At 69.1% G+C, this 26,766-nt stretch carries 19 protein-coding genes and 1 pseudogene; 14 read left to right on the top strand and 6 right to left on the bottom strand.

Translation table 11 applies throughout. From position 1 onward, the window contains the following. Nucleotides 1–26 precede the first annotated feature (26 nt). From ABIB25_RS03530 to ABIB25_RS03495, 8 genes are all read left to right on the top strand, one after another. The gene (locus tag ABIB25_RS03530) at nt 27–1,067 is read left to right on the top strand and encodes an endonuclease/exonuclease/phosphatase family protein (protein WP_354527046.1); all 1,041 of its coding nucleotides are present in this window, start codon (nt 27–29) and stop codon (nt 1,065–1,067) included. 140 nt (nt 1,068–1,207) lie between these two features. Continuing rightward, nucleotides 1,208–1,744 (top strand): DUF4190 domain-containing protein, encoded by a 537-nt coding sequence (locus ABIB25_RS03525; RefSeq protein WP_354527045.1) that lies wholly within the window; start codon nt 1,208–1,210, stop codon nt 1,742–1,744. A 110-nt stretch (nt 1,745–1,854) separates the two neighbouring features. After that, nucleotides 1,855–5,772, top strand: coding sequence for an ABC transporter ATP-binding protein (locus ABIB25_RS03520; protein ID WP_354527044.1), 3,918 nt, complete (start codon nt 1,855–1,857; stop codon nt 5,770–5,772). Nucleotides 5,773–5,886: 114 nt separating this feature from the next. Then, the gene (locus tag ABIB25_RS03515; RefSeq protein WP_354527043.1) at nt 5,887–6,453 is read left to right on the top strand and encodes a Uma2 family endonuclease; all 567 of its coding nucleotides are present in this window, start codon (nt 5,887–5,889) and stop codon (nt 6,451–6,453) included. 45 nt (nt 6,454–6,498) lie between these two features. After that, on the top strand, nt 6,499–7,710 hold the full coding sequence (locus ABIB25_RS03510) for an acyl-CoA dehydrogenase family protein (RefSeq protein WP_354527042.1): 1,212 nt from the start codon (nt 6,499–6,501) through the stop codon (nt 7,708–7,710). 176 nt (nt 7,711–7,886) lie between these two features. Then, nucleotides 7,887–11,825: a multifunctional oxoglutarate decarboxylase/oxoglutarate dehydrogenase thiamine pyrophosphate-binding subunit/dihydrolipoyllysine-residue succinyltransferase subunit gene (locus ABIB25_RS03505; RefSeq protein ID WP_354527041.1), complete on the top strand. Its 3,939-nt coding sequence runs from the start codon at nt 7,887–7,889 to the stop codon at nt 11,823–11,825. Between the two features lie 324 nt (nt 11,826–12,149). Beyond that, nucleotides 12,150–13,313, top strand: a complete 1,164-nt coding sequence (locus ABIB25_RS03500; RefSeq protein WP_354527040.1) for a M23 family metallopeptidase — start codon at nt 12,150–12,152, stop codon at nt 13,311–13,313. Nucleotides 13,314–13,437: 124 nt separating this feature from the next. After that, complete coding sequence (locus ABIB25_RS03495) at nt 13,438–14,487, top strand: putative endonuclease domain-containing protein (RefSeq protein ID WP_354527039.1); 1,050 nt, start codon at nt 13,438–13,440, stop codon at nt 14,485–14,487. A 108-nt stretch (nt 14,488–14,595) separates the two neighbouring features. Here the strand turns inward: ABIB25_RS03495 and hutI are convergent, their stop codons facing one another. The 5 genes and pseudogenes from hutI to hutH form a co-directional block, all read right to left on the bottom strand. Next, entirely contained in the window at nt 14,596–15,804 is a 1,209-nt protein-coding gene (hutI, locus tag ABIB25_RS03490; RefSeq protein WP_354527038.1) for an imidazolonepropionase, read from the bottom strand. Further along, nucleotides 15,801–17,189: a formimidoylglutamate deiminase gene (locus ABIB25_RS03485; RefSeq protein ID WP_354527037.1), complete on the bottom strand. Its 1,389-nt coding sequence runs from the start codon at nt 17,187–17,189 to the stop codon at nt 15,801–15,803. The genes hutI and ABIB25_RS03485 overlap by 4 nt, the downstream gene beginning before the upstream one ends. After that, nucleotides 17,186–18,418: an allantoate amidohydrolase gene (locus ABIB25_RS03480; RefSeq protein WP_354527036.1), complete on the bottom strand. Its 1,233-nt coding sequence runs from the start codon at nt 18,416–18,418 to the stop codon at nt 17,186–17,188. The genes ABIB25_RS03485 and ABIB25_RS03480 overlap by 4 nt, the downstream gene beginning before the upstream one ends. Before the next feature lie 146 nt (nt 18,419–18,564). Continuing rightward, nucleotides 18,565–20,214: pseudogene (hutU, locus tag ABIB25_RS03475) on the bottom strand (urocanate hydratase); the annotation flags it as partial. A gap of 54 nt (nt 20,215–20,268) precedes the next feature. Further along, on the bottom strand, nt 20,269–21,861 hold the full coding sequence (hutH, locus tag ABIB25_RS03470) for a histidine ammonia-lyase (protein ID WP_354527535.1): 1,593 nt from the start codon (nt 21,859–21,861) through the stop codon (nt 20,269–20,271). 82 nt (nt 21,862–21,943) lie between these two features. Here hutH and ABIB25_RS03465 point away from each other — a divergent pair, with 82 nt between their 5' ends. From ABIB25_RS03465 to ABIB25_RS03450, 4 genes are read left to right on the top strand one after another with little or no spacing between them, the layout of a single operon-like run. Continuing rightward, nucleotides 21,944–22,762, top strand: coding sequence for an IclR family transcriptional regulator (locus tag ABIB25_RS03465; RefSeq protein ID WP_354527035.1), 819 nt, complete (start codon nt 21,944–21,946; stop codon nt 22,760–22,762). An 11-nt stretch (nt 22,763–22,773) separates the two neighbouring features. After that, entirely contained in the window at nt 22,774–23,370 is a 597-nt protein-coding gene (locus ABIB25_RS03460; protein WP_354527034.1) for a dTDP-4-dehydrorhamnose 3,5-epimerase family protein, read from the top strand. A 56-nt stretch (nt 23,371–23,426) separates the two neighbouring features. Next, nucleotides 23,427–24,029, top strand: coding sequence for a histidine phosphatase family protein (locus ABIB25_RS03455; protein WP_354527033.1), 603 nt, complete (start codon nt 23,427–23,429; stop codon nt 24,027–24,029). A gap of 2 nt (nt 24,030–24,031) precedes the next feature. Beyond that, entirely contained in the window at nt 24,032–24,538 is a 507-nt protein-coding gene (locus ABIB25_RS03450) for a GNAT family N-acetyltransferase (protein ID WP_502919739.1), read from the top strand. On the opposite strand, the gene ABIB25_RS03445 is transcribed toward ABIB25_RS03450, so the two are convergent. Beyond that, nucleotides 24,495–24,932 (bottom strand): hypothetical protein, encoded by a 438-nt coding sequence (locus ABIB25_RS03445; RefSeq protein WP_354527032.1) that lies wholly within the window; start codon nt 24,930–24,932, stop codon nt 24,495–24,497. The two genes, ABIB25_RS03450 and ABIB25_RS03445, sit on opposite strands and share 44 nt — an antisense overlap. A 140-nt stretch (nt 24,933–25,072) precedes the next feature. Between ABIB25_RS03445 and ABIB25_RS03440 the strand changes: the two genes are divergently transcribed. Both ABIB25_RS03440 and ABIB25_RS03435 read left to right on the top strand, forming a co-directional pair. After that, a complete protein-coding gene (locus ABIB25_RS03440) occupies nt 25,073–26,047 on the top strand; it encodes a diacylglycerol/lipid kinase family protein (protein WP_354527031.1) in 975 nt (324 codons plus the stop codon). A gap of 321 nt (nt 26,048–26,368) precedes the next feature. Then, entirely contained in the window at nt 26,369–26,620 is a 252-nt protein-coding gene (locus tag ABIB25_RS03435) for a WhiB family transcriptional regulator (RefSeq protein WP_354527030.1), read from the top strand. Nucleotides 26,621–26,766 lie beyond the last annotated feature (146 nt).

The raw sequence follows: 26,766 nt of genomic DNA, 5'->3' as shown, positions 1-26,766 counted from the left end.
CGTTTCACCCTGGCATGCTGGCCGTCATGCGGATCATGAACTCCCGGCGCACCGGCCAGGTGGAAAGGACCGGGAATCGACGAAACCTGGGCACGGCCGGATTGCTGGGACTGGGCGCCGGCGCCGCGGTCATGCTCGACCCGGCCAAGGTCGGTCTGTCGACGACTCCGGTTCTGCTGCATGCACTTTCCTTTCGTGGGCCGATGTCGGCCGGCCTGCTGGCCTCGGGGGCGGGCACGCTGCTGCTGTCCCGGCGACGCAACAGATCTCCGTCACCCGGGTCCGTCACGGGAGTGACTCTCGTCGCCGCCGGCCTCGGCCAACTGGCGATCATGGCGCGTCGCGGCTGGGCCAAGCCGGAAGCACCTGGGCGCGCCGAGATCACCGTCGTCACCCTGAACACCCTGGGCGGAGCAGCGACCCCACTGCAGATCATCTCGCTCGTCGCGGCCGAGCTGGTGTCAGCCGATGCTGCCGTCGTGATGCTGCCGGAGACGACCGCCGGTCTTGCCAGCGAGACAGCGCGGCTGTTGCGGGCGCTCGGTCATCCGTTCCAGGTCTTCAGCACGAGCGTGGACGACACCAACCCGTTGAGCACGACCAGCCTGCTCGTCAGCGAAGCACTCGGGGTCTACGAGCAGCGGGAGGCGCCGCAGATGTGGCTCGGAGCGGTCCTGGCGGTTCCCGTCGACGGCAGCGGACCGACGCTGGCGGCCGTCCATCCGGGAGCCCCGATGCCCGAGGTCGGCCTGGGCCGGTGGCGTCATGACGTGTCGGCGGCCGTCGACCTGTTGCGGGCCCACCCGCACTCGATCGTCGCGGGCGACTTCAACGCCACCGTCGACCACGAGGACCTGCGTGACGTGTCGCCCGGTTTCGACGCGGCCGTCCGGGCTTCCCGAGGCGCCGAAGGCACCTGGCCGGCCAGGGTCCCGCCGGTGTTTGCCGCGCCCATCGATCACATCCTGCTGCACGGCAGGTTCTCGGTGCTCGGCACCAGAACGGTCCGGGTGGGCGGCAGTGATCACCGCGCGGTCATCGCTCGGCTGACCGGGACCGCACGGTAGGCCAGGCCTGACGGATCGACTGCGGCCCGGTGGTCGGTGTCGACGACCGCCGGTCGGATTCTCGGCACCCGCAGGTCGGCACCGATATGCTCGGTGCGCTGCACGCCAGGTGAACCGACAGCAGAGGGGGACGACCGACGATGACGACGCCCGACAAGCGATATCCGACCGGGGGCGATCAGACCGGAGCTCAACCAACCGGGGCCTACCCGCCCGGGGCCTTCCCGACCGGAGCCTTCCCGGCCGAGGGCTACCCCACCGAGGGCTACCCGACCGAGGCGCCCGCCTATCCCCAGGTGACCGGCTACCCACCACCCGGCTATCCGCAGCCGGCTCCGGGACAACTGGGCTACCCGCAGGGCCCCTACGGCCAGCCCGCCTACGGCCAGCCAGGCTACGGCGGATACCCGGCGCCGCGCAACGGCCTCGGCACCGCCGCACTCGTCCTCGGCATCATCGGCGTCGTCCTGTCCTGGACGGTCTATGCCGGGTTCGTCCTCGGCGTGCTCGCGATCTGCTTCGGCGGCGTCGGACTCGGGCGGGCCAAGCGGGGCGAGGCGACCAATCGCGGTTCGGCAATGGCAGGGCTGGTGCTGGGCATCATCGCCGTCGCGTTGCTGGTGGTACTGATCGTCATCGGAGTCGGCCTCTACGCCTCTGGCAGCAGCTTCAACTAGCGCGCCTTTCTGGCAGATGGACCCTCACCGGGCCCGCGTGTCGGTCTCGGTGCATGCCTTCGGCCCGCCTCACTGTCGGTACAGATGGTTACGGTGGCGAAGTGCCACCCGTGACCCAGACCGACACCCACACTCCGACCTCGCGTCCGCCGGTCGAGAGCCGTCCGGCCGACCCCAAGGCTGCGATCGGCTGGATCCGGCGTCTGTGGGGTTACTGCCGTCGGCACCCGCGCGTCACCTGGATGGCCGGTCTCTCGGCGCTTGCAGGCGTTGGACTCGGAGCCCTGACGCCGCTGCTCACCGGCTTCGCCATCGACCACGCCAAGGCCAGTCGCACCTCCGGCCTACCGCTGATCATCACCGCCCTGGTCATCCTGGCCGTGATCCGATTCGTGTCCTCGTTCATCAGGCGATGGGCGGGCGGCAAGCTGTCCCTCGACGTCCAGCACGATCTTCGGCAGGATGTCTTCGCCGCGTTGGCCCGGCTCGACGGCGCCGCCCAGGACGCCCTGCGGACCGGGCAGGTGGTGTCGCGCGCGTCATCGGATCTGCAGGTGGTGCAGGGGCTGTTGGCGATCGTGCCGTTGTCAGCGGGCCAGGTGGTCCTGTTCGTGGCGTCCCTGGCGATCATGATCGTGCTGTCACCGCTGCTCACCCTCACCGCCCTGCTGACGGTACCCGCCGTCTACCTGCTGACCAGGGCGACCAGGACCACCCTCTTCCCGGCCACCTGGGCGGCGCAGCAATCGGCCGCAGAGGTCGCCGAGATCGTCGAGGAGGACGTGACCGGGGTCCGAGTGGTGAAGGGATTCGGCCAGGAGGACCGCGAGGTCGGCCGGCTCCGTCGGGGTGCTGCGCGGCTCTACGCCGACCGCATGCGAGCGGTCCGGCTGACCGCAAGACTGAACCCGGGCCTGGTCGCGATGACCTCGCTCGGCCAGGTCGGCGTGCTGGCGCTCGGCGGATATCTGGCCCTGAACGGCTCGATCACCATTGGCACCTTCCTGGCGTTCAATCTGTACCTCTCGCAACTGGTCGCCCCGACCAGGACCCTGTCGTTCCTGCTGATCCTCGGTCAGCAGGCCAGGGCCTCCGTCGAGCGGGTGATGGAGATCATCGACTCCCGCGCCGCCATCACCGACCCGCTGGGTGTTGCCGAACAGGTTCCGGACGGCCCGCTGGACGTCGCCCTGGAAGACGTGTGGTTCGGCTACACCCACGACGAACCTGTGCTCGACGGTTTCACCCTGCACGTGGCCGCCGGCTCGACGGTCGCCCTGGTCGGTGCCTCCGGCTCCGGTAAATCCACCGTGTCGCTGCTGCTCCCGCGCTTCTACGAAGGACAGTCCGGGACGATCCGGCTGGGCGGCACAGACATCAGACGGTTCCTTCTGGCGGACCTCCGGCAGAGCGTCGGAGTCGTCTTCGAGGAAGCGTTCCTGTTCTCCGACTCGATCGGCGCGAACATCGCCTACGGCCGCCCTGATGCCACCGACGACGACATCAGGGCGGCCGCCAGAGCAGCCGAGGCGGAGGAGTTCATCCTCGCGCTGCCCGAGGGCTACGACACCGTCATCGGCGAGCGCGGCCTCACCCTGTCCGGCGGTCAGCGTCAACGGCTCGCTCTGGCCAGGGCCATGATCACCGACCCACGAGTGCTGGTCCTCGACGACGCCACGAGCGCGGTCGACCCAGCAACCGAGGCGGCCATCCACAGCACGCTCCATCGGCTGACGGCCGACCGGACCACGATTCTCATCGCCCACCGCCGCAGCACGCTGGCCCTGGCCGACACGGTCGCCATGGTGGTCGGCGGGCGGATCGTCGACACCGGCACGCACGAGGAGCTGATGCAGCGGTGCGAGCCCTACCGCGAACTGCTCGGGGGGGACGACGACCACATCGACCAGGCGGCGGCGATCGTCGCGGTCCCCGATCCGGACGAGCCGGGGGCGGATTCCACCGCGCTGAGAACCTCGAAGTCCCCGCCTCGCTCCTTCGTCACCCCGGAGTTGTGGCCGGAGGTACCTGATGGCCCCGTCGACCGGACGCTGAACGCTGCAGCCGGAGGCGCTGGCATCAGGGTCGGCGGTGGCCGCGGTGGTAGGGCCGGTGGCGGCGGCGCAACCGGAGGCGGTCTCGGCGGCATGCTGGGGTCGCTACCGGCCACCCCGGAACTGCTCGCCCGGGTCGACGCGCTGCCGCCGGCCACCGACCCGCCACCTCCCGAACTCCAGGAGGACCTCATCGTCCCGCGGTCGCCGACCAAGGATGAACCTGCGACCGTCGGCGGAGTTCCGGTGCTCGGCCGGCTCTCGCTGAGCCGGACGTTACGGCCGGTCCGGGCCCTGCTGATCGTGGCGCTGGTGCTCATCGCCGCAGATGCGTTGGCCGCGCTCGCACTTCCCTATCTGATCAAGCACGGCATCGACAGCGGTGTGTCCAAGGGGGTGATCAGCGTGGTCTGGATCGCCTCCGCGGTCTCGCTGCTGATCGTGCTGGTCGACTACTTCGTGCAGCGTTCCCAGCTGATCGTCACCGGGAAGGCCGGCGAGACGGTGCTGTACGGCCTGCGCATCCGGGAGTTCGCGCACCTGCAACGCCTCGGTCTGGACTTCTACGAGCGCGAGATGGCCGGACGGATCATGACCAGGATGACGACGGATGTGGATGCGTTGTCGTCGTTCCTGCAGACCGGGCTGGTCACGTCGGTGGTCTCGCTGGCCACCTTCGGCGGAATCGCGATCATCCTGCTGTTCATGAACGTCGGGCTGGCCCTGTTGGCCTTCACCGTCCTCCCGCCGCTCTTCGTCGCGACGATCTTCTTCCGCCGGTACTCGACCAAGGCCTACACGGAGGCGCGGGAGAAGGTCAGCATCGTCAATGCCGACCTGCAGGAGAACGTCTCCGGGATGCGCATCACCCAGGCGCTCGGGCGGCAGGACACGAACGCCGCCGGGTTCGCCGCTCGCAGCGAGGACTACCGCCGTTCGAGAATGCGCGCACAGACGGCTATCTCGCTCTACTTCCCGTTCGTCGCGCTGCTCAGCGAACTGGCAGCTGCGCTGGTACTGGGCGTCGGTGCGCACCGGGTGGTCACCGGAGCCGTCAGCGCCGGGACGTTGCTGGCGTTCGTCCTCTACCTCGACTCGTTCTTCTCCCCGATCCAGCAGCTGTCGCAGATCTTCGACGGTTACCAGCAGGCCGCCGTCGGACTGAGCCGGATCGGTGACCTGCTGTCCACCCCGACCTCGACCCCCGCGGCCGCCCGACCGGTGCAGGCGCCGCCGTTGGCCGGCCGGGTCTCGGCGGTCGACGTCGGCTTCCAGTACTCGACCGCCCAGCCGGGAGCGGCGGCCGCGCTGGACGGCGTCACGCTGGACATCGTGCCGGGCGAGACCATCGCGGTGGTCGGCCCGACCGGTGCCGGCAAATCGACGCTGGTCAAGCTGATCGCCCGCTACTACGACGTCACGTCGGGCGCGATCCTGATCGACGGCGTGGACGTTCGCGACTTCGAACTGGGCTCGTACCGCCGGCAGCTCGGCGTGGTGCCACAGGAGCCGCACCTGTTCTCCGGCACCGTCCGCGACAACATCGCCTACGGCCGGCCGGACGCCTCCGACGCCGACGTCGAGTCAGCCGCCCGCGCGGTCGGGGCGATCGGCGCCATCGCCGGTCTGCGCGGCGGATTCCACCACCAGGTCGAGGAGCGCGGACGGAATCTGTCGGCGGGACAGCGGCAGCTGATCTCGCTGGCCCGCGCCGAGCTGGTCGACCCCGAGCTCCTGCTCCTGGACGAGGCCACGGCAGCGCTCGACCCGGCGGCCGAAGCGGCCGTGCTCGCCGCGACGGACCGGCTGGCCCGGGGCCGCACCACGATCGTCGTCGCACACCGGCTCACCACCGCGTCCCGCGCCGATCGGATCGTCGTCATGGATCACGGCAGGGTGGCCGAGATCGGTACCCACGAGGACCTGCTCACCCGGGGCGGCGTCTACAGCCGCCTGTACTCGCAGGAGCCGTGAGGCCGGGTCGCTGAACAGCCGATTGTGGATAGACCCCCCGTTTTCATGCCGTGACTGGATACGCTCGTGCAAGCGAGATGGCGACCGCACCGGATGCGTTGGAGGCGATCGGTCATGACGATGATGAACCTGCCGGATCATCTGTTGACGCTCGCAGAGGGAGACGAACTGCCTGAAGAGGGCTACCGATGGGCGGAGCTGGTCGAGGGGGTACTGCAGGTGAGCCCGAGCCCGGCGTTCGGGCACCAACTGGCACTTTCCAGGTTGGTGATCACGCTGGGGCCGGTAGTCCAGGATGCTGGTTCGGTCGCCATCACCGTGATGGACGTGCTCATCGACCGCACCTTCCCTGCAACCGTGCGGCAGCCGGATCTGTCGATCATCGACCTGGCCGTCATCGGTGCCGATCCGAAGCGCCTTCATGCCAGCGACGTGAAGCTCGCCGTCGAGATCGTCTCGCCTGGATCGGGTCGCCGGGACCGGGGGACCAAGCTGTCGGAATACGCCGAGGCCGGCATCATGAGTTACTGGATCCTCGACATCGCGGGGCCCGCCGCCGTTCTCGACGTCTACGAGCTGGATGGCACGAGCTACCGGCTGGTCCGGCACGCCGAGGGTGGGACGGTGGACGTGGAGCGCCCGTTCGCTGTCACTCTCGATCTGGACGCATTGCAGGCCTGACCAGAGTCCGGCGGCAGGGTCCAACCGGCGAGTAACTTGGCCCTCATGACAGCGCACACCGCCGTGTACTACTCCCCGCCCTCCGTTCTCGATCTGCTGGGCATCGACGCCACCCTCTCCGACACCGAGCGGGACATCCGGGCGGCGACCCGGCAACTCGTCGACGATCTCGTCCGCCCGCACGTGGCCGGGTGGTACGCCGACGGTCGACTCCCTGCCCGGGAGCTGGCGCTGCGGTTCGGCGAGGCAGGACTGATGGGAATGCATCTGGAGGGCTACGGATGTGCCGGCGCCTCGGCCGTCGAATACGGCTTGGCCTGCCTGGAGCTCGAGGCGGGCGACTCGGGCGTCCGGTCCCTGGTTTCCGTCCAGGGATCCTTGGCCATGTACCCGATCTGGAAATACGGATCCGAGGAGCAGAAGGACCGCTGGCTGCCGGGGATGGCGGCCGGCGAACTGCTGGGATGTTTCGGGCTGACCGAGCCGGATTCCGGATCCGACCCCGCCTCGATGACGACCAGGGCCACCCCGACCGCCGGGGGTTACCGACTGGATGGCGTCAAGATGTGGATCACCAACGGAACCATCGCCGACGTCGCGGTGATCTGGGCGAAGGTGGCCGATCCCGAACCCGGCAAGGACGTGGTCCGGGGTTTCGTCGTCCCGACCGACCGCCCCGGTTTCCTGGCCCAGGAGGTCCCGGCCAAGCTCTCGCTCCGTGCGTCGACCACGGCGGAGATCGTGCTGCAGGGCGTCGAGTTGTCCGAACAGGACATGCTGCCGGACGTGAAGGGCTTGCGCGGGCCGCTGTCATGTCTCACCCAGGCCAGGGCCGGCATCCTCTTCGGCGCGTTGGGCGCCGCGCGCGACGCGCTGGCCACGGCGATCGACTACTCGAAGACCCGGACCCAGTTCGGCAAGCCGTTGGCCTCGTTCCAGCTGACCCAGGCCAAGCTCGCCGACATGACGACCGCCTGGACCGGCGCGTACCTGATGGCGCTGCACATCGGCCGCTGCGTCGACGCCGGTACCGCCCAGCCCGCGGCGATATCCATGGGCAAGCTCAACTCCACCCGCACCGCCCTGCAGATCGCCCGGACCGCGCGCACCATCCTCGGCGCGAACGGCATCACCGGCGACTACCCGGTGATGCGACACGCGGCGAATCTGGAAACCGTCCTGACCTACGAAGGCACGGCCGAGATCCATCAACTCGTGCTGGGCAAGGCGCTGACCGGAGTCGACGCGTTCCAATGAGCGGTGGTCACCGGTCTGCGGCCGGAAGGTTGCCCCGGCCACCGGGTCGAGGTGTGTGACCTTCCAGTCGAGACTTTGTGAGCGATGTCCCGCGGTGGGGACGCGCACCCGGCCGGACGCGGACTAGCCTTGACAGGTCTACACATCGTCCACAGTCGAAAAGGCGGATAGCGACAGTGTCGTCAGCCACCGTGCCGGAGTTCGGTCCCAACGACTGGTTCGTCGAGGAGAAGTACAACCAATTCCTCAGCGACCCGGCCAGCGTCGAGCAGATCTGGCGAGATTTTTTCACCGATCCGGTCGCCGAAGCGCGAAAAGCCAACGAGGGCAACGGAAATGGGGCCGTCAGCACGCCGACTGCCCCTTCCGCCTCCCCGGCAGCCGCAGCGTCCACCCCGGCACCCGCAGCGTCCACCCCGGCACCCGCAGCGTCCACCCCAGCAGCGCCGACGGCCGCCCCGTCGGTGAAGTCGCCCGCGAGCTCACCGCAGGGCGCCACACCGCCGCCCCCGCCACCGCCGGCTCGCAAGAACGGGGCCGCCCCGGCCTTGGCGAAGGCTGCTCCGGCAGCATCCGCCCCCACGAAAGCCGCTCCTGCGGTTGCGAAGGCTGCCACATCCACACCGGAGGCCAAGACCGCTGCGCCCAGGCCTGCTCCCGAACCAGCGCGGGGACAACAGCGGACGGCCACCACCGCCACTCCTGACGACCTGGTGGTCAACAAGGCTGCGAAGGCCGCCCGGATCGCCGAGAAGACCGCGGGGCCGGACGAGGTCTTCGCGCCCCTCCGTGGCGCCTCCGCAGCCGTCGTCCGGAACATGACGGCTTCCCTCGAGGTGCCGACCGCCACTTCGGTCCGCGCAGTCCCGGCGAAGCTCATCGGCGACAACCGCATCGTCATCAACAACTTCCTGCGCCGCAATCGTGGCGGCAAGGTGTCCTTCACCCACCTCATCGGCTACGCGATCATCCGTGCGCTGGCGGCCTACCCGGCCATGAACCGGCACTTCGCCGAGGTCGACGGCAAGCCCCAGGTCGTCACACCGGCCCACGTCAACCTCGGTCTGGCGATCGACCTGCCCGGCAAGAACGGGCAGCGATCGCTTGTCGTCATCCCGATCCGCAATTGCGAATCGATGACGTTCAGCCAGTTCTGGAGTGCGTACGAGAGTGTCGTCCGGAAGGCGCGCGCAGGCAGCCTCGCGGCCGAGGACTACGCGGGGACCACGCTGTCCCTGACCAACCCGGGCGGCATCGGGACCGTTCACTCGGTCCCCCGGCTGATGGCCGGCCAGGGCACCATCGTCGGGGTCGGCGCGATGGAGTACCCGGCCGCCTTCCAGGGCGCCAGCGAGCAGACCCTGTCCGAGCTCGGCATCTCCAAGATCATGACGCTGACCTCCACCTACGACCACCGCATCATCCAGGGCGCGGAGTCCGGTGAATTCCTGCGGCGGATCCACCAGCTCCTGCTCGGCGAGGAGGGCTTCTACGACGAGGTGTTCACCTCGCTCCGGCTGCCCTACGAGCCGGTCCGCTGGGTCCAGGATTTCGACTCCGGACGGGCCGGTTCCGTCGATCGCACCGCCAGGGTGCTCGAGCTGATCGACGCCTACCGCACCCGTGGCCACCTGATGGCCGACACCGATCCCCTGAACTACCGCCAGCGTCGTCATCCAGACCTCGACGTGCTCTCCCATGGGCTCACCCTCTGGGACCTCGACCGCGAGTTCCCGGTCGGCGGCTTCAACAACGCGCAGTTCATGAAGTTGCGCGACGTGCTCGGGGTGTTGCGCGACTCCTACTGCCGCACAGTCGGTGTCGAGTACATGCACATCATGGATCCGGTGCAGCGCAAGTGGATCCAGCAACGCGTCGAGGTCAGGCGGGACAAGCCGTCCCAGGACGAGCAGAAGTACATCCTGGGCCGGCTGAACGCCGCCGAGGCCTTCGAGACGTTCCTGCAGACGAAGTACATCGGGCAGAAGCGCTTCTCCCTGGAAGGCGGCGAGACCGTCATCGCGTTGCTGGACGCAGCGCTGAACCGGGCGGCCGAATACGGCATGCACGAGGTCGTCGTCGGCATGGCCCACCGCGGCCGTCTCAACGTGCTGGCCAACATCATCGGCAAGCCCTACCAGCAGATCTTCCGTGAGTTCGAAGGCAACCTCGACCCCCGGCAGGCCCACGGGTCCGGCGACGTCAAGTACCACCTGGGCGCCGAGGGCAAGTACATCCGCCCGTTCGGTGACGGTCAGGTCGACGTGTCGCTGGTCGCCAACCCGTCGCACCTCGAGGTCGTCGACCCGGTGCTGGAAGGCGTGGCCCGGGCCAAGCAGGACCTGTTGAACCTGGGTGAGGGCGGCTTCACCGTGCTGCCCATCGCCCTGCACGGCGACGCGGCCTTCGCCGGCCAGGGCGTCGTCGCGGAGACGATGAACCTCTCGCAGCTCCGCGGTTACCGCACCGGCGGCACCGTGCACGTGATCATCAACAACCAGGTCGGTTTCACCACCGCTCCGGAGGCGTCGCGCTCGTCCGAGTACTGCACGGACGTGGCGAAGATGATCCAGGCACCGATCTTCCACGTGAACGGCGACGACCCGGAAGCCGCCGTCTGGGTGTCGCGGTTGGCTGTGGAGTACCGGCAGGCGTTCGGTCAGGACGTCGTCATCGACATGGTCTGCTACCGGCGTCGCGGTCACAACGAGGGCGACGACCCCTCGATGACCAACCCGCTGATGTACCAGATCATCGACGGCAAGCGGTCCGTGCGCCGGATCTACACCGAAGCCCTGATCGGCCGCGGCGATCTCTCACCCGAGGACGCCGAGGAGTCGCTGAAGGACTACCACCAGCAGCTCGAGCGGGTCTTCAACGAGGTCAAGGAACTCGAGCGCGGCATCGCTACGCCGTCGCCGTCGATGGAGGCCGAGCAGCCGATCCCACCGCGGGTGGAGACCTCCATCTCGCTGGAGACCCTGCACCGGATCGCCGATGCGCAGGTCGATCTACCGACCGGATTCACCGCCCACCCGCGGGTCAAGACGGTGCTGGAACGTCGCGTCGAGATGTCCCGGACCGGTGGCATCGACTGGGCGTTCGGAGAACTGCTGGCGTTCGGCTCGATCGCCATGGACGGGCGGCTCGTCCGACTGTCCGGCCAGGACTCCCGTCGTGGCACGTTCGTGCAGCGCCACGCGGCCCTGATCGACCGGAACAACGGCTCCGAATACGTTCCCCTGCAGAACCTCTCGGAGGGTCAGGGCAAGTTCCTTGCCTACGACTCGGCCCTGACGGAGTACGCGGGACTGGGCTTCGAGTACGGCTACTCGGTCGCCAATCGCGAAGCGCTGGTGCTCTGGGAAGCGCAGTTCGGTGACTTCGTCAACGGTGCGCAGTCGATCATCGACGAGTACCTGTCCTCCGGCGAGGCCAAGTGGAGCCAGCAGACGGGTGTCGTGCTGCTGCTGCCGCACGGCCACGAGGGTCAGGGTCCCGATCACACCTCGGGCCGGATCGAGCGCTTCCTCCAGCTCTGTGCGGAGGGCTCGATGACCGTTGCGGTGCCGTCGACGCCGGCCAACTACTTCCACCTGTTGCGCCGGCACGTGTTCGACGGTGTGCACCGCCCGATGATCGTCTTCACGCCGAAGTCGATGCTGCGGAACAAGGCTGCGGTGTCGCCGGTGGAGGACTTCACGCAGGGCAAGTTCCAGTCGGTGATCCCGGACGGCTCTGTCGACTCCGCCGGTGTCAAGAAGGTGCTCTTCACCTCCGGAAAGCTGTACTGGGAGCTGGACGCCTACCGCAAGGCGAACAACATCACCGATACGGCCGTCGTGCGGATCGAGCAGATCTACCCGGTGCCGAGGCGGAAGCTGTCGCACATCCTGGAGTCCTACCCGGGGGTGACCGACTTCCGCTGGGTGCAGGAGGAGCCGGCCAACCAGGGGTCCTGGACGTTTCTGGCGCTCGCGCTGCCCGAGATGATCCCGACGCTGACCGGCCTCAAGCGGGTGTCGCGTCGTGCGATGGCCGCACCGTCCGCCGGCTCGCTCCGCGTTCACGAGGTCGAGCAGGCCGCCGTCATCCGCGCTGCCTTCGCTGACTGACCTCAGCGCGTTCGGGCTGCCGCCCCGCCGCCCCGCTGCTCCCGCCGCCCCGCTGCTGCGCATACAGGACTGCCCGGCGCATACAGAATTGCCCGAATCTGGCTGAAAATTGGATGATCCGGGCCGTCCTGTATGCGCAGCCGTCGCGGAGCCAGCCGAGCCGTCCCACGAACAACTATGCGTGTGAAATCCGTGTATGTTCGCCGGGAGGCCGGGCAGCAGTTGGCGCCCGGATCCGGTGCGATTCCGATGACCGATGTGAGGGCTGCTGTGCTTCGACGAACTTCTGTGTTCGGACCGCTACCGGTGGTTCGACGGTTCATCTTGCTGCTGACGCTCGTGCTTGCCCCAGCCGGGGCGGGGACCGTGGCGGCCGCTACGCCATCCGCGTCAGCGGACGGGACATCGTCAGCCGGCAGCACCTTGACCATCAGCGGGCCGGCGGTCGCGCCACGCAACTCCCTGGTGACGATCCGCGGCACTGCCACCCTTCCGGGCAGCGCCGTCGTCATCTGGTTCCACCACCACGGCCAACCCTCAGGCCTCTACCTGCCCTCGCGCACGGCCACCTCCGACGCTGCCGGCAACTGGTCGACCACCTTCACCCTCGCCGTCGACTTCCAGTACTTCGCGACCACCGGCGGCCTGCGCTCCGCCCTGATCCTGACCAAGGCAGCGTCCCTGACGATCAACCGTGGGCCGGCCACTGTCGTGCTGGGCGGAACGGTCACGATCAGCGGGACCGCACTGCCGGCCTACTCGACCGTCAGCGTCTACTTCCACAAGGCCGGGGACCCGTTGGGGGTCTTCGGTATTCACCGGACTACCCGGTCGTCCCTCGGCGGGACCTGGTCCACCACCTATGCGGCCGAAGCGGACGAAACCTACTACGCCGCGGCCAACGGACTGGTGTCCAGCCGGCAGACGACGCTGGCTGCGCAGCCGAACCGGCCCGTGGTCTATCGCTTCCCGGTCGATCCGCCGACGGTCACCAGCTACGCACGCGTCCATCACGACTACCCGGCCACCGACATTTTCGCTCCGTGCGGTTCGCGCATGGTTGCCGTGACGGGCGGGGTAGTCCAGGAGGTCAGTCGCGTCGACGTCTGGAATCCCGCGACCGACGATCCGGCCGTGCGCGGAGGTCTGTCGATCAGCCTCGTCGGAGATGACGGGGTGCGCTACTACGCAGCGCATCTGCTCGACATCCTGCCGGGGGTGGCGCCCGGCGCGCGGGTCGTCGCCGGACAACTGCTGGGCCACGTCGGCGAAACGGGCAACGCCCGTGGCCTCGGGTGTCACGTGCACTTCGGGATCTCACCGCCGTGCGGGCCGGGCGAGTGGAGCATTCGCCGCGGCACGTTCTACCCGTGGCCCTATCTGGATTCCTGGCGTGCCGGTGGGCAGTTGTCGCCGGTCGCCGCGATGAACAGCTGGCGAGCAGCCCACCTGGCCGAGTGCGCCGCACATCGACTGGCCGGCACCTGACAATGACTTCACCGCCGGTCCGACGGTGCGACCGTGCGCGGAGTTCTGTCCCCAAGCTCGATTCTGTCCACAATCTCGACGGACGGGATGACGTGAGCGCCGCCCGGTCCCAGGCTTCTGCGTCATGGGACCAGAAGCGCTCGACGCGAACCTTGATCTGCTCCAAGCCGTCGATCACGGTCTGATCAGTACGTCGCGTGCCGACGAGTTCGGCATCTCCGCAAGGGTGCTGCGCCGACTCGTACGTGACGGGCAGATCATGGAGTTGGCCACCGGCGTTCACGTGGATCGCGGGACCTACGTAGAGGCTTCCGACTGGAACCAGTTCGATCTTCGCAGTCGGGCGTGGACGCTCAGCGGCCGGAACGACGGTCACGCCTGCGATTTCTCGGCCGCTGCCGTCCTCGGATTCCCGATGTGGGGCGACCCACCAGATCTCCCACGGGTGCTACGCCCGGGGTCGGCGCACCGCGGACATTCGCGAACACCGCATGGGCGCGTCCGATACGGGTGGCTTCCCGGCCAGCATCAGTGGCAGCTCGGTGGCTCATCCGTCACGAGCGCCGCGTATGCATCCGTCGACGTCATCCGGATGGGATCGCGCCTGCAGGGCCTCACCGTCGCCGACTATGCCCTGGCGGTCGGAATTCATCGAGAGGTTCTCGCGAACATTGCCGAGAACCTTTGCCAGTACAAGGGAATGGACGCGGTGCGATGGATTCTCCCGCGCGCCGACGGCCGAGCGGAAAGCCCGCTGGAGAGCGCCGGGCGGCTCGTCTGTCTGGCTTTCGATCTGCCCACTACCGTGCCCAACGCGTGGATCGTCGGAGGGCGAATTGCACGCCGGGTGGACCTGCTGATCCCGGAGCACGGGATCATCCTCGAGGCCGACGGTGCCCTCAAGTACAACAATCGTCCCGATGCCGCTCGGGTGGTCGGGCAGCAGACCGACCGGGAGGGCGAACTGCGGGATCTGGGATTCGACATCGTGCGATTCGACGCCGGCCTGGCGCTCGCCAGGCCCGGCCGACTGGCGGGGCAGATTCGACGGGCGATGACCAAGCGTCGCGGCCGATCGAACCCATCCTGCTGGAGTCTTGACCCGCCGGCGGGTTGGCCACCGACAGGCCTCGGCGCCGGCTGGCCGGTGCCACGCTTCCTGATCACTACCTGAGTCCCGCTGCACATACAGAATGACCCAGAATCGGCCAATTTCCGGCCAAATCGGGTCATTCTGTATGCGCCGGGCAGAACTGTATGCGCAGCGGGGGCGGGGCGGGGGTCAGGCGACGCGGAGGCCGGAGCGCCAGACGGCGTGGGTGAGGTGGAGGCCGACGCGGTAGGCGAGGTAGTCGTGGGTGGGGGCGTCCAGGACCTGGAGGTCCGCGCGTTTGCCGACGGCGATCACACCGACGTCGTCGCGCAGCAGCGCCCGGGCCCCGCCCACAGTCGCCGCAGACACCGCCTCGTCCGGGGTCAGCCCGCATTGCAGCACGGCCAGCGCCACGGCCAATCCCATGGACGGCGAGTAGCACGAACCCGGGTTGCAGTTCGAGGCGATGGCGATGGTGGCGCCGGCGTCGGCCAGGGCGCGACCCGGGGCCGGCCCCTGCCTGGTCGACAGGTCGCAGATCGGCAGGAGAGTCGCGACGGTCGACGATCCGGCGAGCAGATCGATGTCGCGCGTCGACAGGTAGGTGCAGTGATCGACCGACACGGCCCCGTTGTCCACCGCGATCCGGACGCCCGCGCCCTCGCCGAGCTGGTTGCCGTGGACCTTGAGTCCCAAGCCATGACGGGTGCCGGCGGCCAGCACGCGGCGGGTCCTGGCCTCGTCGAACGCACCTTCCTCGCAGAACACGTCGATGAACTGCACGTGCGGCGCGATCGCGTCCAGCATCGCCCCACAGACGAGGTCGAGGTAGGCGTCCGGATCCGATGCGAACTCCGGCGCGTTGACGTGCGCCCCCAGAAAAGTCACCGCGTCGACACCACCGGCGGCAGCGACCGATGCCGCCCTGACCTCGTCGACCGTGGTCAGGCCGTAGCCGGTCTTGGTCTCGATGCACGTGGTACCGCCGGCGGTCATCTCCTTGACCCGGACGTCCAGCATCGCGGCGAGCTCGGCGTTCGACGCCGCCCGGGTGGCTTCCACCGTCGTCAGGATGCCACCGGCCTCGTAGGGCCGACCGGCCATCCTGGCCGAGAACTCGGCAGAACGATCGCCGGCGAAGAGCAGGTGACTGTGCGAATCGACCCAGCCGGGCAGCACCGCGCGTCCACCGACGTCGAACGACGAGTCGGCCGCCGGCGCGGACGCGGACGGTCCGACCCAGACGATCCGGTCACCCTCGATGACGACGGCGGCATCCGGCACCACGCCCAGAGGCGTATCACCCAGTGCCGGATCGTTGGTCACCAGCGAGCCGATCCCGGTGAGCACCGTCGAGGTGCCCACTGCGCTCACATCCACCGGGGCCGTTGACGTCATCTGCTCCATGCCTCCTCGATCGCCTTCACCAGCAGCGCGCCCGGATCACCCAGCCGCACGTGCACACCACCACGAGCCTGCACCACACCGCCGACCACCACGACGGCGACGTCGGCGGCCGAAGCCGTCAGCATCATGCCCAACCCGTCGGACCCGGCGGTCCTGGCACTGCCGGTATCGACGGCGATGAAATCAGCGGGAGCGCCGACCTCGATACGACCCGCCGCCGACCCGATCGCCCGGTGACTCGCGGCGGTCGCCACCTCCAGCAGCACCGCGGGAGAAAAGGTTCCCCGTACCCCGGTGGCCAATCGTTCGCCGTACTCCAGGCCTCTGGCCTGCGCGAACGGGTCGGTGATCACATGCTGGTCGCCCCCGAGGGTCAACGGCGCCCCGGCCGCGTGCAGTGCGCCGGCCTCGGGGAGCCCGTCGGCCAGATCCGCCTCGGTCGTCGGGCAGATGACGATCGAGCTGCGCGCCGCCCCCAACAAATTGATGTCACCCGGCGTCAGATGCGTGGCGTGGACGGCTGCCGTCCGGTCGGACAGCGCACCGGCATCGTCGAGCAGCTGCGTCGGCGTCCGTCCGGTCGCCGCCAGCGCCGCCTCGTTCTCGGCCCGTTGCTCGGACAGGTGCACGTGCAGCGGCATGCCGGCGGCCTGCGCGAAGCGGGCGACCTCGGGCAGCTCCCGGACCGGGACGGCGCGTACGGAGTGGATGGCGGCGCCGGCCCGGATCCCGGCGAACCGACCATCGGGCAGGGCCGGGCCCAACGACGCCACCCGCTCCGCCCACGCGTCGGCAGATCCGTCGGTGAAGCGCTGCTGGGACGCATCGAGGGCAACACCGAATCCGCCGGCGAAGTACGCGACGTCCAGCAGAGTCAAGCCGATGCCGACGTCGAGAGCGGCCTGGCCGGCGGCGATTCCCATCGCGTTCGGGTCGGCGTACCGCCCCCCGCCCTGGGCGTGGTGCAGGTAGTGGAACTCCCCCACGGCGGTGAAACCCGCGCAGACCATCTCGGTGTAGACCGCCACCGCGAGGGCGCCGAAGGTCTCGGGCGTCAGCCGGTCGGCGAGTGAGTACATGGTCTCCCGCCAGGTCCAGAAGCTGCCGACGCCGTGCGAGTCGCCGTGCGTCCGGCCGCGGAGTCCACGGTGGAAAAGGTGCGAATGGGCATCGGCGAACCCGGGCAGGACCACGCCGGGCAGCACCTCGTCGCAGGAGTCGCCGGGCGGGCCGATCGAGACGATCAACCCGTCGGCACAGGCGATGTCGACCGGACCGGTCAGCTCGCCGTCGACGGCTGCCGAAGCACAGCGGTACGTGGTCACCTGAAGAGGAGCGGAACTCACCGGGGCGAGCGAGGCGACGGGGGAAGTCACCGCACCAGCTCGGCCAACACGTCGGCGAGGGCGTCGACGCCGAGCAGGCAGTCCGACGTCTCGGCATGCTCCCCCGGTGCGTGCGAGATGCCCGTCGGATTGCGGACGAACAGCATGGTGCTCGGCACGTGCGCCGCGAGGATGCCGGCGTCGTGACCGGCGCCGGTCGGGATCACCGGAGCATCCAGCTGCAACGCGAGGTCCATCGTCAGGGTCGCGTCGAACATCACGGCGTCGGACAGGGACTCCCGATGCACCACCACCGAACAGCCCTCCAGCTCGGCCTCCTCGCGGACGGCGGCGACGATCTCGTCGACCAGTGCCGCCGTCTCGGCGGCGCCCCCGTGGCGCACGTCCATCCAGGCATCGACGGAGGAGGCGATGACGTTGGTACCGCCCGGAATCGGCTGCAGTCTTCCGATGGTGGCGACCGCGCCGTCGTGCAGGGCCAGGGACCGGCGGGCGGCCAGGATCGCCGCGGCGGCGGGAATCATCGGGTCGTGCCGGTCGTCGGGTTTCGTGGTGCCCGCGTGGTTGCCCTCGCCCGTCACGGTGATGCGCCACCGGCCGTGCGCGACGATCTGCGATCCGACGCCGATGGCGGCCGTCGGGTCGGCGGCGTGCAGCAACCGGCCCTGTTCGACGTGCAGCTCGACGAACGCCCCGATGTTCGCCAGGCGGTCGGCGTCACGGCCGAGGTGCGTGATGTCGAAGCCGATCCGGCGGGCCGCGTCGGCAAAGGACACCCCGTCCGGGTCGTGCAGCCGGCGGACGTGCTCGGCCTCTGCGGCGCCGGTCATCAGCCGGGAGCCGAGGCAGGGCAGGCCGAACCGGCCGCCCTCCTCCTCGGCGAAGCACACCAGCGCAACCGGCTTGGCCGGAACGATCCCACGGACCCGCATCTCGTCGATCGCCAGCAGCGAGGACACGATGCCGAGCGGTCCGTCGAAGGCGCCGCCGCCCGGTACCGAGTCGAAGTGCGACCCGGTGACGACCGCGCCCGGCCCCGGGGTCCCCCACCAGGCCCAGAGATTGCCGTTGCGGTCGAGCTCGACGTCCAGTCCCCGCCGGGTGGCCTGTGCGGAGAACCACTCGCGCATCTGCATGTCCGCGTCGTCGAAGACGTGACGTGAGTAGCCACCGCGGCGGCCGTCGCGGCCGAGGGCGGCCAATTCCGCCCAGGCGGTGTTGAAGCGCCCGGCGGCGGCCGGCGGCGGGGTGTACTTCACTTCGCAGCTTCGGCGGAAGCGCCGGCCGCGAGCGCGACGCGGGCCGAAGGCTCGCCTGAGCGGCCACTCTCAGTGCTCGTGGGTGACGGCCGCTGCTCCGCCGCGGCACCCTGGGCAGGTGGCGCATGAACAGCCTGCACACCCATCGGGATGACGAGCCCGGTCCGCTCGGCGGCGACGTCGGCCTCGGCGTATCCGGCGTCGACGTGCCGCAGCACTCCCATCGCCGGGTCGTTGGTCAGCACCCGCTCCAGCTTCAGGCCGGCGAGCTCGGTGCCGTCGGCGACGCAGACCTGACCGGCGTGGATCGACCGGCCGATCCCGACGCCGCCGCCGTGGTGGATGGACACCCACGACGCGCCGGAGGCGGTGTTGACCAGCGCATTCAGCAGCGGCCAGTCGGCGATCGCGTCGGATCCGTCGGCCATCGCCTCGGTCTCCCGGTACGGCGAGGCGACCGAGCCGGAGTCCAGGTGGTCCCGGCCGATGGCCAGCGGCGCACTGATCTCGCCGGACGCGACCATCTCGTTGAACCGCACCCCGGCCAGATGACGCTCGCCGGCACCGAGCCAGCAGATCCGGGCGGGCAGACCCTGGAAGGCGATCTTCTCCGGAGCCAGCTTCATCCAGCGCTGCAGTTTCTCGTTGTCCGGGAACATCTCCCGGACGGCGACGTCGGTGGCGTGGATGTCGGCCGGGTCGCCGGACAGCGCAGCCCAGCGGAACGGGCCCTTGCCTTCGGCGAACAGCGGCCGGATGTAGGCCGGCACGAACCCGGGGAAGTCGAACGACCGCTCGTAACCGGCCAGCTTGGCCTCGCCGCGGATGGAGTTGCCGTAGTCGAACACCTCGGCACCGGCATCCATGAACCCGACCATCGCCTCGACATGGGTCGCCATGCTGTCCCGCGCGCGATCGGTGAACTCGTCGGGTTTGCGTTCGGCGTAGTCGTGCCAGTCCTCCAGCGAGATACCGATCGGCAGGTACCAGAGCGGGTCGTGCGCCGATGTCTGGTCGGTGACGATGTCGACGTCCACCCCGCGGCGCAGCAGTTCCGGCAGGACCTCGGCGGCGTTGCCGATCACCCCGACCGAAAGCGCCCTGCGCGCCTCCTTCGCAGCGAGCGCCAACGCGATCCCCTCGTCCAACGAGCTCGCGACCACGTCGAGGTAACGGGTCTCGAGGCGGCGCTGGGCGCGGTGTGGGTCGACCTCGATGCACAGCGCGACGCCGCCGTTCAACGTCACGGCCAGCGGCTGTGCCCCGCCCATGCCGCCGAGCCCGGCGGTCACCGTCAGGGTGCCGGCGAGGGTGCCGCCGAACCTCTTGTCGGCGACCGCCGCGAACGTTTCGTACGTCCCCTGCACGATGCCCTGCGAGCCGATGTAGATCCAGGAGCCGGCCGTCATCTGGCCGTACATGGTCAGCCCCATGGCTTCCAGCCGCCGGAACTCGGGCCAGGTGGCCCAGTCGCCGACCAGATTGGAGTTGGCGATCAGCACCCGCGGGGCCCACTCGTGGGTACGCAGGATGCCGACCGGCTTGCCCGACTGGACCAGGAGCGTCTCGTCGGCGTCCATGTCGATCAGCGAGCGCGAGATGGCGTCGAAGGACGCCCAGTCACGCGCGGCCTTGCCGGTGCCGCCGTAGACGACGAGGTTGTCCGGATCCTCGGCGACGTCGGGATCGAGATTGTTCTGCAGCATTCGCAAAGGGGCCTCGGTGGCCCACGACTTCGCGGTCAGGATGGTGCCGCGGTTCGCGCGGACGGGGCGGGCGCCGGGAAGGGCAGACATGTCGGTGACTCCTCGGGATGGGCGTGTGAGAAACGTTGGGGCGGAACAAGAGTGCTAACGACGGCTCGAGGCGGCGAGCAGGACCGGCTCCACCGCGGCGGTGAAGGCGTGCGAGGCGAGCAGTTCGACGACCGCGTCGATCTCCGGCCCAAGATGACGGTCCGGCCCCGGACCGTCGACCACGGTGCGGACCAGGTCCCGACCGGCGCCGGTCACCGGGCTCGGCTCCAGCGGTATGCGGAAGTCGAGAGCCCTGGCTGCAGTGAGGATCTCGACGGCCAGCACCCGGCGATAGCCGTCGAGAGCGCGTCGCAGCTTGCGGCCGGCGTGCCACCCGAGCGAGACGTGGTCCTCCTGCATCGCCGACGACGGGATCGAGTCGACCGACGCCGGGACGGCCAGCCGCTTCAGTTCGGCGACGATGCCGGCCTGGGTGTACTGGGCGATCATGTGGCCGGAGTCCACCCCGACCTCGTAGGCCAGGAACGGCGGCAGACCGTGCGAACGGTTGGCGTCGAGCATCCGGTCGGTGCGTCGTTCGGCGATGTTCGCGACGTCGGCGACGGAGATGGCCAGGAAGTCCAGGACGGCCGCGACGGGGGCGCCGTGGAAGTTGCCGTTGGATTCGACCCGACCGTCCGGCAGCACCACCGGGTTGTCGATGGCGCTGGCCAGTTCCCGCTCGGCGATGCGGGCGGCGTGGTCGACCGTGTCGCGGGCGGTGCCGTGCACGGCGGGGGTGCACCGGAGCGAGTAGGCATCCTGGACGCGGGTGTCGTCCGGCCCGGCGTGCGAGGCGACGATGCCCGAGCCGGCGAGAGCGCCGGCCATCCGCGCCGCGCTCGCGCCCTGGCCCAGCTGCGGACGGAGCGCGTGCAGGTCGGCGGCGAATACCCGGTCGGTACCGAGCAGGGCCTCGACGGACATGGCCGCAGAGATGTCCGCGACGTCGAGCAGCTCCTGCAGGTCGGCCAGCGCCATCAGCAGCATGCCGAGCATCCCGTCGGTGCCGTTGATCAGCGCAAGACCCTCCTTCTCGGCCAGCACCACCGCCGTCAGGCCGGCGGCGAGGAGGGCGTCGGCCGCCGGCACCACCGCGCCGGATACGTCATGCACCAGCCCTTCGCCGATCAGGGCCAGGGCAGCGGCCGCCAGCGGAGCGAGGTCGCCGGAACAACCGAGCGAGCCGTACTCCGGGACGAGCGGGGTGATCCCGGCGTTGAGCATGGCGGCGTAGGCCAGGGCGGTCGCCGGTCGGATTCCGGTCCGGCCGGTGCAGAGGGTGGACAGGCGCAGCAGCATCAGGCCGCGCACCACCTCCACCTCGACCGGCGTCCCGCTGCCCGCGGCGTGGGACCGGATGAGCGACGTCTGCAACGCGGCCCGTCGATCCGCGGTGATGTGGGTGGTGGCCAGGGCGCCGAATCCGGTCGAGATGCCGTAGTGCGGCGCGATGTCGCCGGCCAGCGCGTCGATCACGCCGCGGGTGGCGGTGATCGCGGCGAGCGCCTCCGGACCGATCTGCACCGCCCGACCGTGCCGTGCCACGTCGACCACGTCGGCCGCGCTCACCGGTCCGATCCCGAGCGCAACGGGGGCAACGGCCGGGGCAGCGGGGTGGTCGGTGGACTGGGCGGTGGGTGCCATGGTGTTCACCTGATCATTGGATGCCCTGCGCCGGTCGCGGCGCGAGGGTGCCCGACGGGTTACTGTCCGGTATACCAGACAGATGACCGGATCAACGAACGAGAGAGGCCCCTCGGGAGCGGCCCCGGCCCTGCGTCGCGGACTCGCGGTCCTTCGCCTGCTTGCCAGTCGGCCGTCACCTGTCTCCGCCGGAGCGATCGCCCGTGATCTCGGACTTGCCCGCTCGACCACCTACGAGCTCCTGACGGAACTGGCCGCCGCCGGGTTCGCCGTCCACCTGCCCGCCGAACGTCGATGGGGCCTTGGCGTCGGCGCGTTCGAGATCGGCAGCGCCTACCTGCGTTCGGAGCCGCTCGAACGGCTCGGCCGGCCCGTCATCGGGCGTCTTGCCGCCGCCGCGGGGGCCACTGCGCACCTCGGGGTACTGCACGGCGCCCAGACGCTTTACCTGGTGAAGGAGAAGCCCGCCGGCACGTCGGTGACGCTGGTCACCGACGTCGGCATCCGGCTCCCGGCCGCACTGACCGCGACCGGCCTCTCGATCCTGGCCGGCCTCCCGTCAGGCCAGGTCAGGGCTCTTTTCCCCGACCACGGCTCGTTTGTCGACCGGACCGGACGCGGGCCGGCCAACCTGCCCGACCTGCGCTCCCGGCTCAGCCAGGTACGACGCCGTGGCTGGGCGCACGAGGACGGCCAGATCACCGCGGGTGCCGCGTCGGTCGCGGCGGCCGTCTTCGACCACAACTCGATGCCGATCGCCGCCATCGGCATCACCGTCGCCCATCAGTGCCAGGACGCCGGGTCGGCTGCGTCGTCGTGCTGCTTCGATGCGCTGATCGAACCCGTCCTGCAGGCCGTGGCTGCGCTGACGGCGGCAATCGGCGGTCGGAAGCCCCACTAGGCTCGTCAGTCATGCAGGTACGAGAACTCGCCATCCCTGGCGCCTTCGAATTCACGCCCGTCCAGCACGGAGACGACCGCGGGCTGTTCCTGGAGTGGTTCAAGGTCGACCAGCTCCGCGGCGCCGTCGGCCACCCGCTCGAGCTGGCCCAGGCGAACATGTCCGTCTCCAAGGCCGACACCCTGCGCGGCATCCATTTCGCCGACGTACCGCCCGGCCAGGCGAAGTACGTCACCTGTCCGTCCGGTGCCGTCATCGACTTCATCGTCGACCTGCGCGTCGGCTCGCCCACCTTCGGCGTCGTGGACACCGTCCGGCTGGACACCGTCGACCGCCGCGCGGTCTACCTCTCCGAAGGGCTCGGGCACGGTTTCCTCGCGCTCGAGGACCGGTCGACGCTCACCTATCTGTGCTCCACCGGGTACGCCCCTGGCCGCGAGCACGGCGTCGATCCGCTCGATCCGGCACTCGGCCTGCCGTTGCCGATCGACGTCGACTTCCTGCTCTCCGAGAAGGACACCACCGCACCGTCGCTCGCCGAGGCGATCAGCGGCGGCCTGCTGCCGACCTGGGACGCCTGCCGCGAGTACATCGCGACGCTCGCCTGACGGACTCCACCCGGCACGACCCGATCCGATCCGATCCGAACAGGAAGACCGACAGCATGCCCTCCAGAATTGCCTTGATCCGGCATGGCCAGACCACCTGGAGCGCCAGCGGCCAGCACACCTCGGTGACCGACCTGGACCTGACGCCAGAGGGCGAGCGTCAGGCCGGGACCATCCCATCGTTGCTGACCGGACTCCAGCTGAATCCCTCGACGGTGTGGAGCAGTCCACGGCTACGGGCCCGCCGCACGGCCGAACTGGCCGGGCTCGCAATCGATCAGGTGGTCCCCGACCTGGCTGAATGGAACTATGGCGAGTACGAGGGCATCACCAGCAAGCAGATCCATGTGAATCGACCCGGCTGGAGCATCTTCACCGACGGCGCCCCGGGCGGCGAGTCGCCGGCAGAGGTGACCGTGCGGGTCGACGAAGTGCTGGGACTGGCCCGCAGGGCCCTCGAACTGGGCGACGTCGCCCTGGTCTGCCACGGGCACATCTCCCGGGTGCTGGCCGTCCGCTGGGTGGGCCTGCCGATCACCGCCGGCAGCCTGATCCTGATGAACCCGGCGGCAATCACCGTCCTGGGTACCTACCATGGCGAACCGTGCATCGAGCACGCCAACGTGGTGCCGTTCCACCAGGCACCGGAAGTGAGCTGAAGTTGTCCGACCTGCGCACCCCTGGAGATCAGCGGATCCGAACGGCGGTCCCGGACGACGTCGAACGGATCGTGCAGCTGGTCTACGAACTGGCCGCCTACGAGAAGCTGGTGGACGAGTGCCACCTGACGGCCGATCTTCTGCACACGGCCCTGTTCACCGCATCACCGGCCGTCTACTGCCATGTCGCGCTCGTCGACGGCGAGGTGGTGGCCTACTCCCTGCACTTCCTGAACTACTCGACCTGGGAGGGCGTGCACGGCATCTACCTCGAGGACCTGTACGTCCAGCCGAACCATCGAGGGTCAGGACTCGGAACGGCGCTGCTGGCCAATCTTGCCCAGATCGCGGTTCGCTCCGGCTATGCCAGGGTCGAGTGGTCGGTGCTCGACTGGAACACGCCCTCGATCGCGTTCTACCACTCGCTGGGGGCCATCGGGATGGACGGCTGGACGGTCTTCCGGCTCACCGGTCCGGCTCTGGCCCGAACAGGGAAGGAAATCGGCTGACCCACGCGTTGGCCGGTTTCGTCATCAGCAGGCCGCCGGTGACGACCGCCAGCACGATCAACAGGATCCCCCAGACCGGCCGGCCACTCGGCACGGCCAACCAGTACCCGACCGCCCCGATGACGATCTGCACGACGATCGTCGGGGTGCGGCCCCACCGTCGTCCCTTGAGCAGCGCCACTCCGCACACCACCATCAACGCGGCGATCACCAGGAAGTAGGCGGCCTGGGCGAGCAACTGGCCGGCGGCAGCGGAGTTGGCGAAGCCCGACACCAGGATGAAGGTGGTCAGGATCACCACGCCGAGTGCCTGCAGACACATCAGCAACCCGGACGCGGCGACGGGCGGTGGCGGCGGGATGCTGATCGGGCGCTGGCCGGCGGCTTGACTCACTGCTCCAGGCTACCGAGACATCCCCCGTCGCTGCGCTCGCCCTGGAGACATCCCCCGTCGCTGCGCTCGCCCTGGAGACATCCCCCGTCGCTGCGCTCGCCCTGGGAGCGAGCGAGCCACACCACGTAGGCTGCCCGACGATGCGCGCCATGATGATCGTCAACCCGCACGCGACCGCGACCACCGAACGCCGCCGCGATCTGCTGGCGCATGCGTTGGCTGCCGAGGTCCGGCTGGTGGTCGCCCAGACCGACGGCCGTGGTCACGCCGCGGAACTGGCGGCCAAGGCGGTGGCCAGTGGCGCCGAGCTTCTGGTGGTGCATGGCGGCGACGGCACCGTGAACGAGGTCGTCAACGGCATGATGGCCGCTCGGTCGGCGCCCGGCAATGACGCGTCGGCCCACCCGATGCTCGCGGTCGTGCCCGGTGGTTCGACGAACGTCTTCGCCAGGGCCATGGGGATGGACCCGGACCCGGTGCTGGCCACCGAGCAGATCCTGGAGGCGCTCGTCGTCCGGCAGCCGCCACGGACCATCTCGCTGGGACTGGTCGACGACCGCTACTTCACCTTCAATGCCGGGCTCGGACTCGACGCCGAGGTGGTCAAGGCGGTGGAGGACCGCCGGGCCACCGGCCGGGCGATCTCGAACATGCTGCACGTCCGCAAGGCCGTGGTGCAGTACTTCCGGACCGAGCGGCGCGAGCCCCGGCTCACCATGACGATCGACCAACAGGTGCCGGTGGATGTGCATCTGGTCTTCGCGTCCAACGTGGATCCCTGGACCTACTTCGAATCACGACCCGTCCGGACCAACCCCGGCACGTCACCCGATGGGGGCCTCGGGGTCTTCGCTCTGACGAGCATGCGCCTGCCCAGTGTGTTGCGCGTGGCCGGACAACTGGTCCGAGTGAAAGCCGAACCTCGTTCCAGCAAACTCATTCGACAGGACAGTGTGAATCGCGTCACAGTTACCTGTACAGACCCGGTAGGACTCCAAGTCGACGGCGACTATCTCGGCGTCAGGGACCGGGCAACGTTCCGCTCCGTGCCCGATGCGTTACAGGTGCTGACCGGGGTGCCTGCACGCCTGCGACGGGCGAACCCGGCGCTCTGAGCAGGATCCACCGGGGAAAATGCTGGTCTGAATCGTTCCGAACAGGCATCATGGTGGTAGTGCAGCCAAGGTCGTGACCAAAACGTGAGCTACGTAACCTCGTCGACACGAACCCTTGACATCCCCGTGTCACATGAAACTATTGAGGTCATGGTTCGGGGGCCCAATACCACCGATCACCCTGTTGCCAGAAATCGGCGACCGGAACCTAAGTGCAGAATGTCCCTCGGCCTCGCCGAGATGCTTCGCACGACTCACTGATAGCCCGTAGCGACACCGGCGATCCTCTGACGGACGCCCACACGAAGGAGTGGTCACAAGATGGACTGGCGCCACCGCGCAATTTGCCGCGACGAGGATCCGGAGTTGTTCTTCCCGGTCGGGAACTCAGGACCAGCGCTGTTGCAGATCGCCGAAGCCAAGGCCGTCTGCCAGCGTTGCCCCGTCACGAGCGAGTGCCTCACCTGGGCTCTGGAGACCGGCCAGGACGCCGGCGTCTGGGGCGCCATGAGCGAGGACGAGCGTCGCGCACTCAAGCGTCGTCGGGCCAGGGCCCGCGCCCGCAGCCTGTAGTCCCTGACTGCAGATCACTTGCTGACTGCAGATCGACATCCGCACACCGCCTCGTCGAATCACTTCGCCGGGGCGGTGTGCTGTCGTCGCCGGCCGACCCCCGGGTGATCGCATTCCGGACCGGATGGCACGGGCCAGGAATCTTG

It is taken from the genome of Nakamurella sp. UYEF19 (genome assembly GCF_040546275.1).
Classification (GTDB): Bacteria; Actinomycetota; Actinomycetes; order Mycobacteriales; family Nakamurellaceae; genus Nakamurella.
Note: the sequence above shows the minus strand (reverse complement) of the source record. Positions and strands in the feature narration are given on the sequence as shown.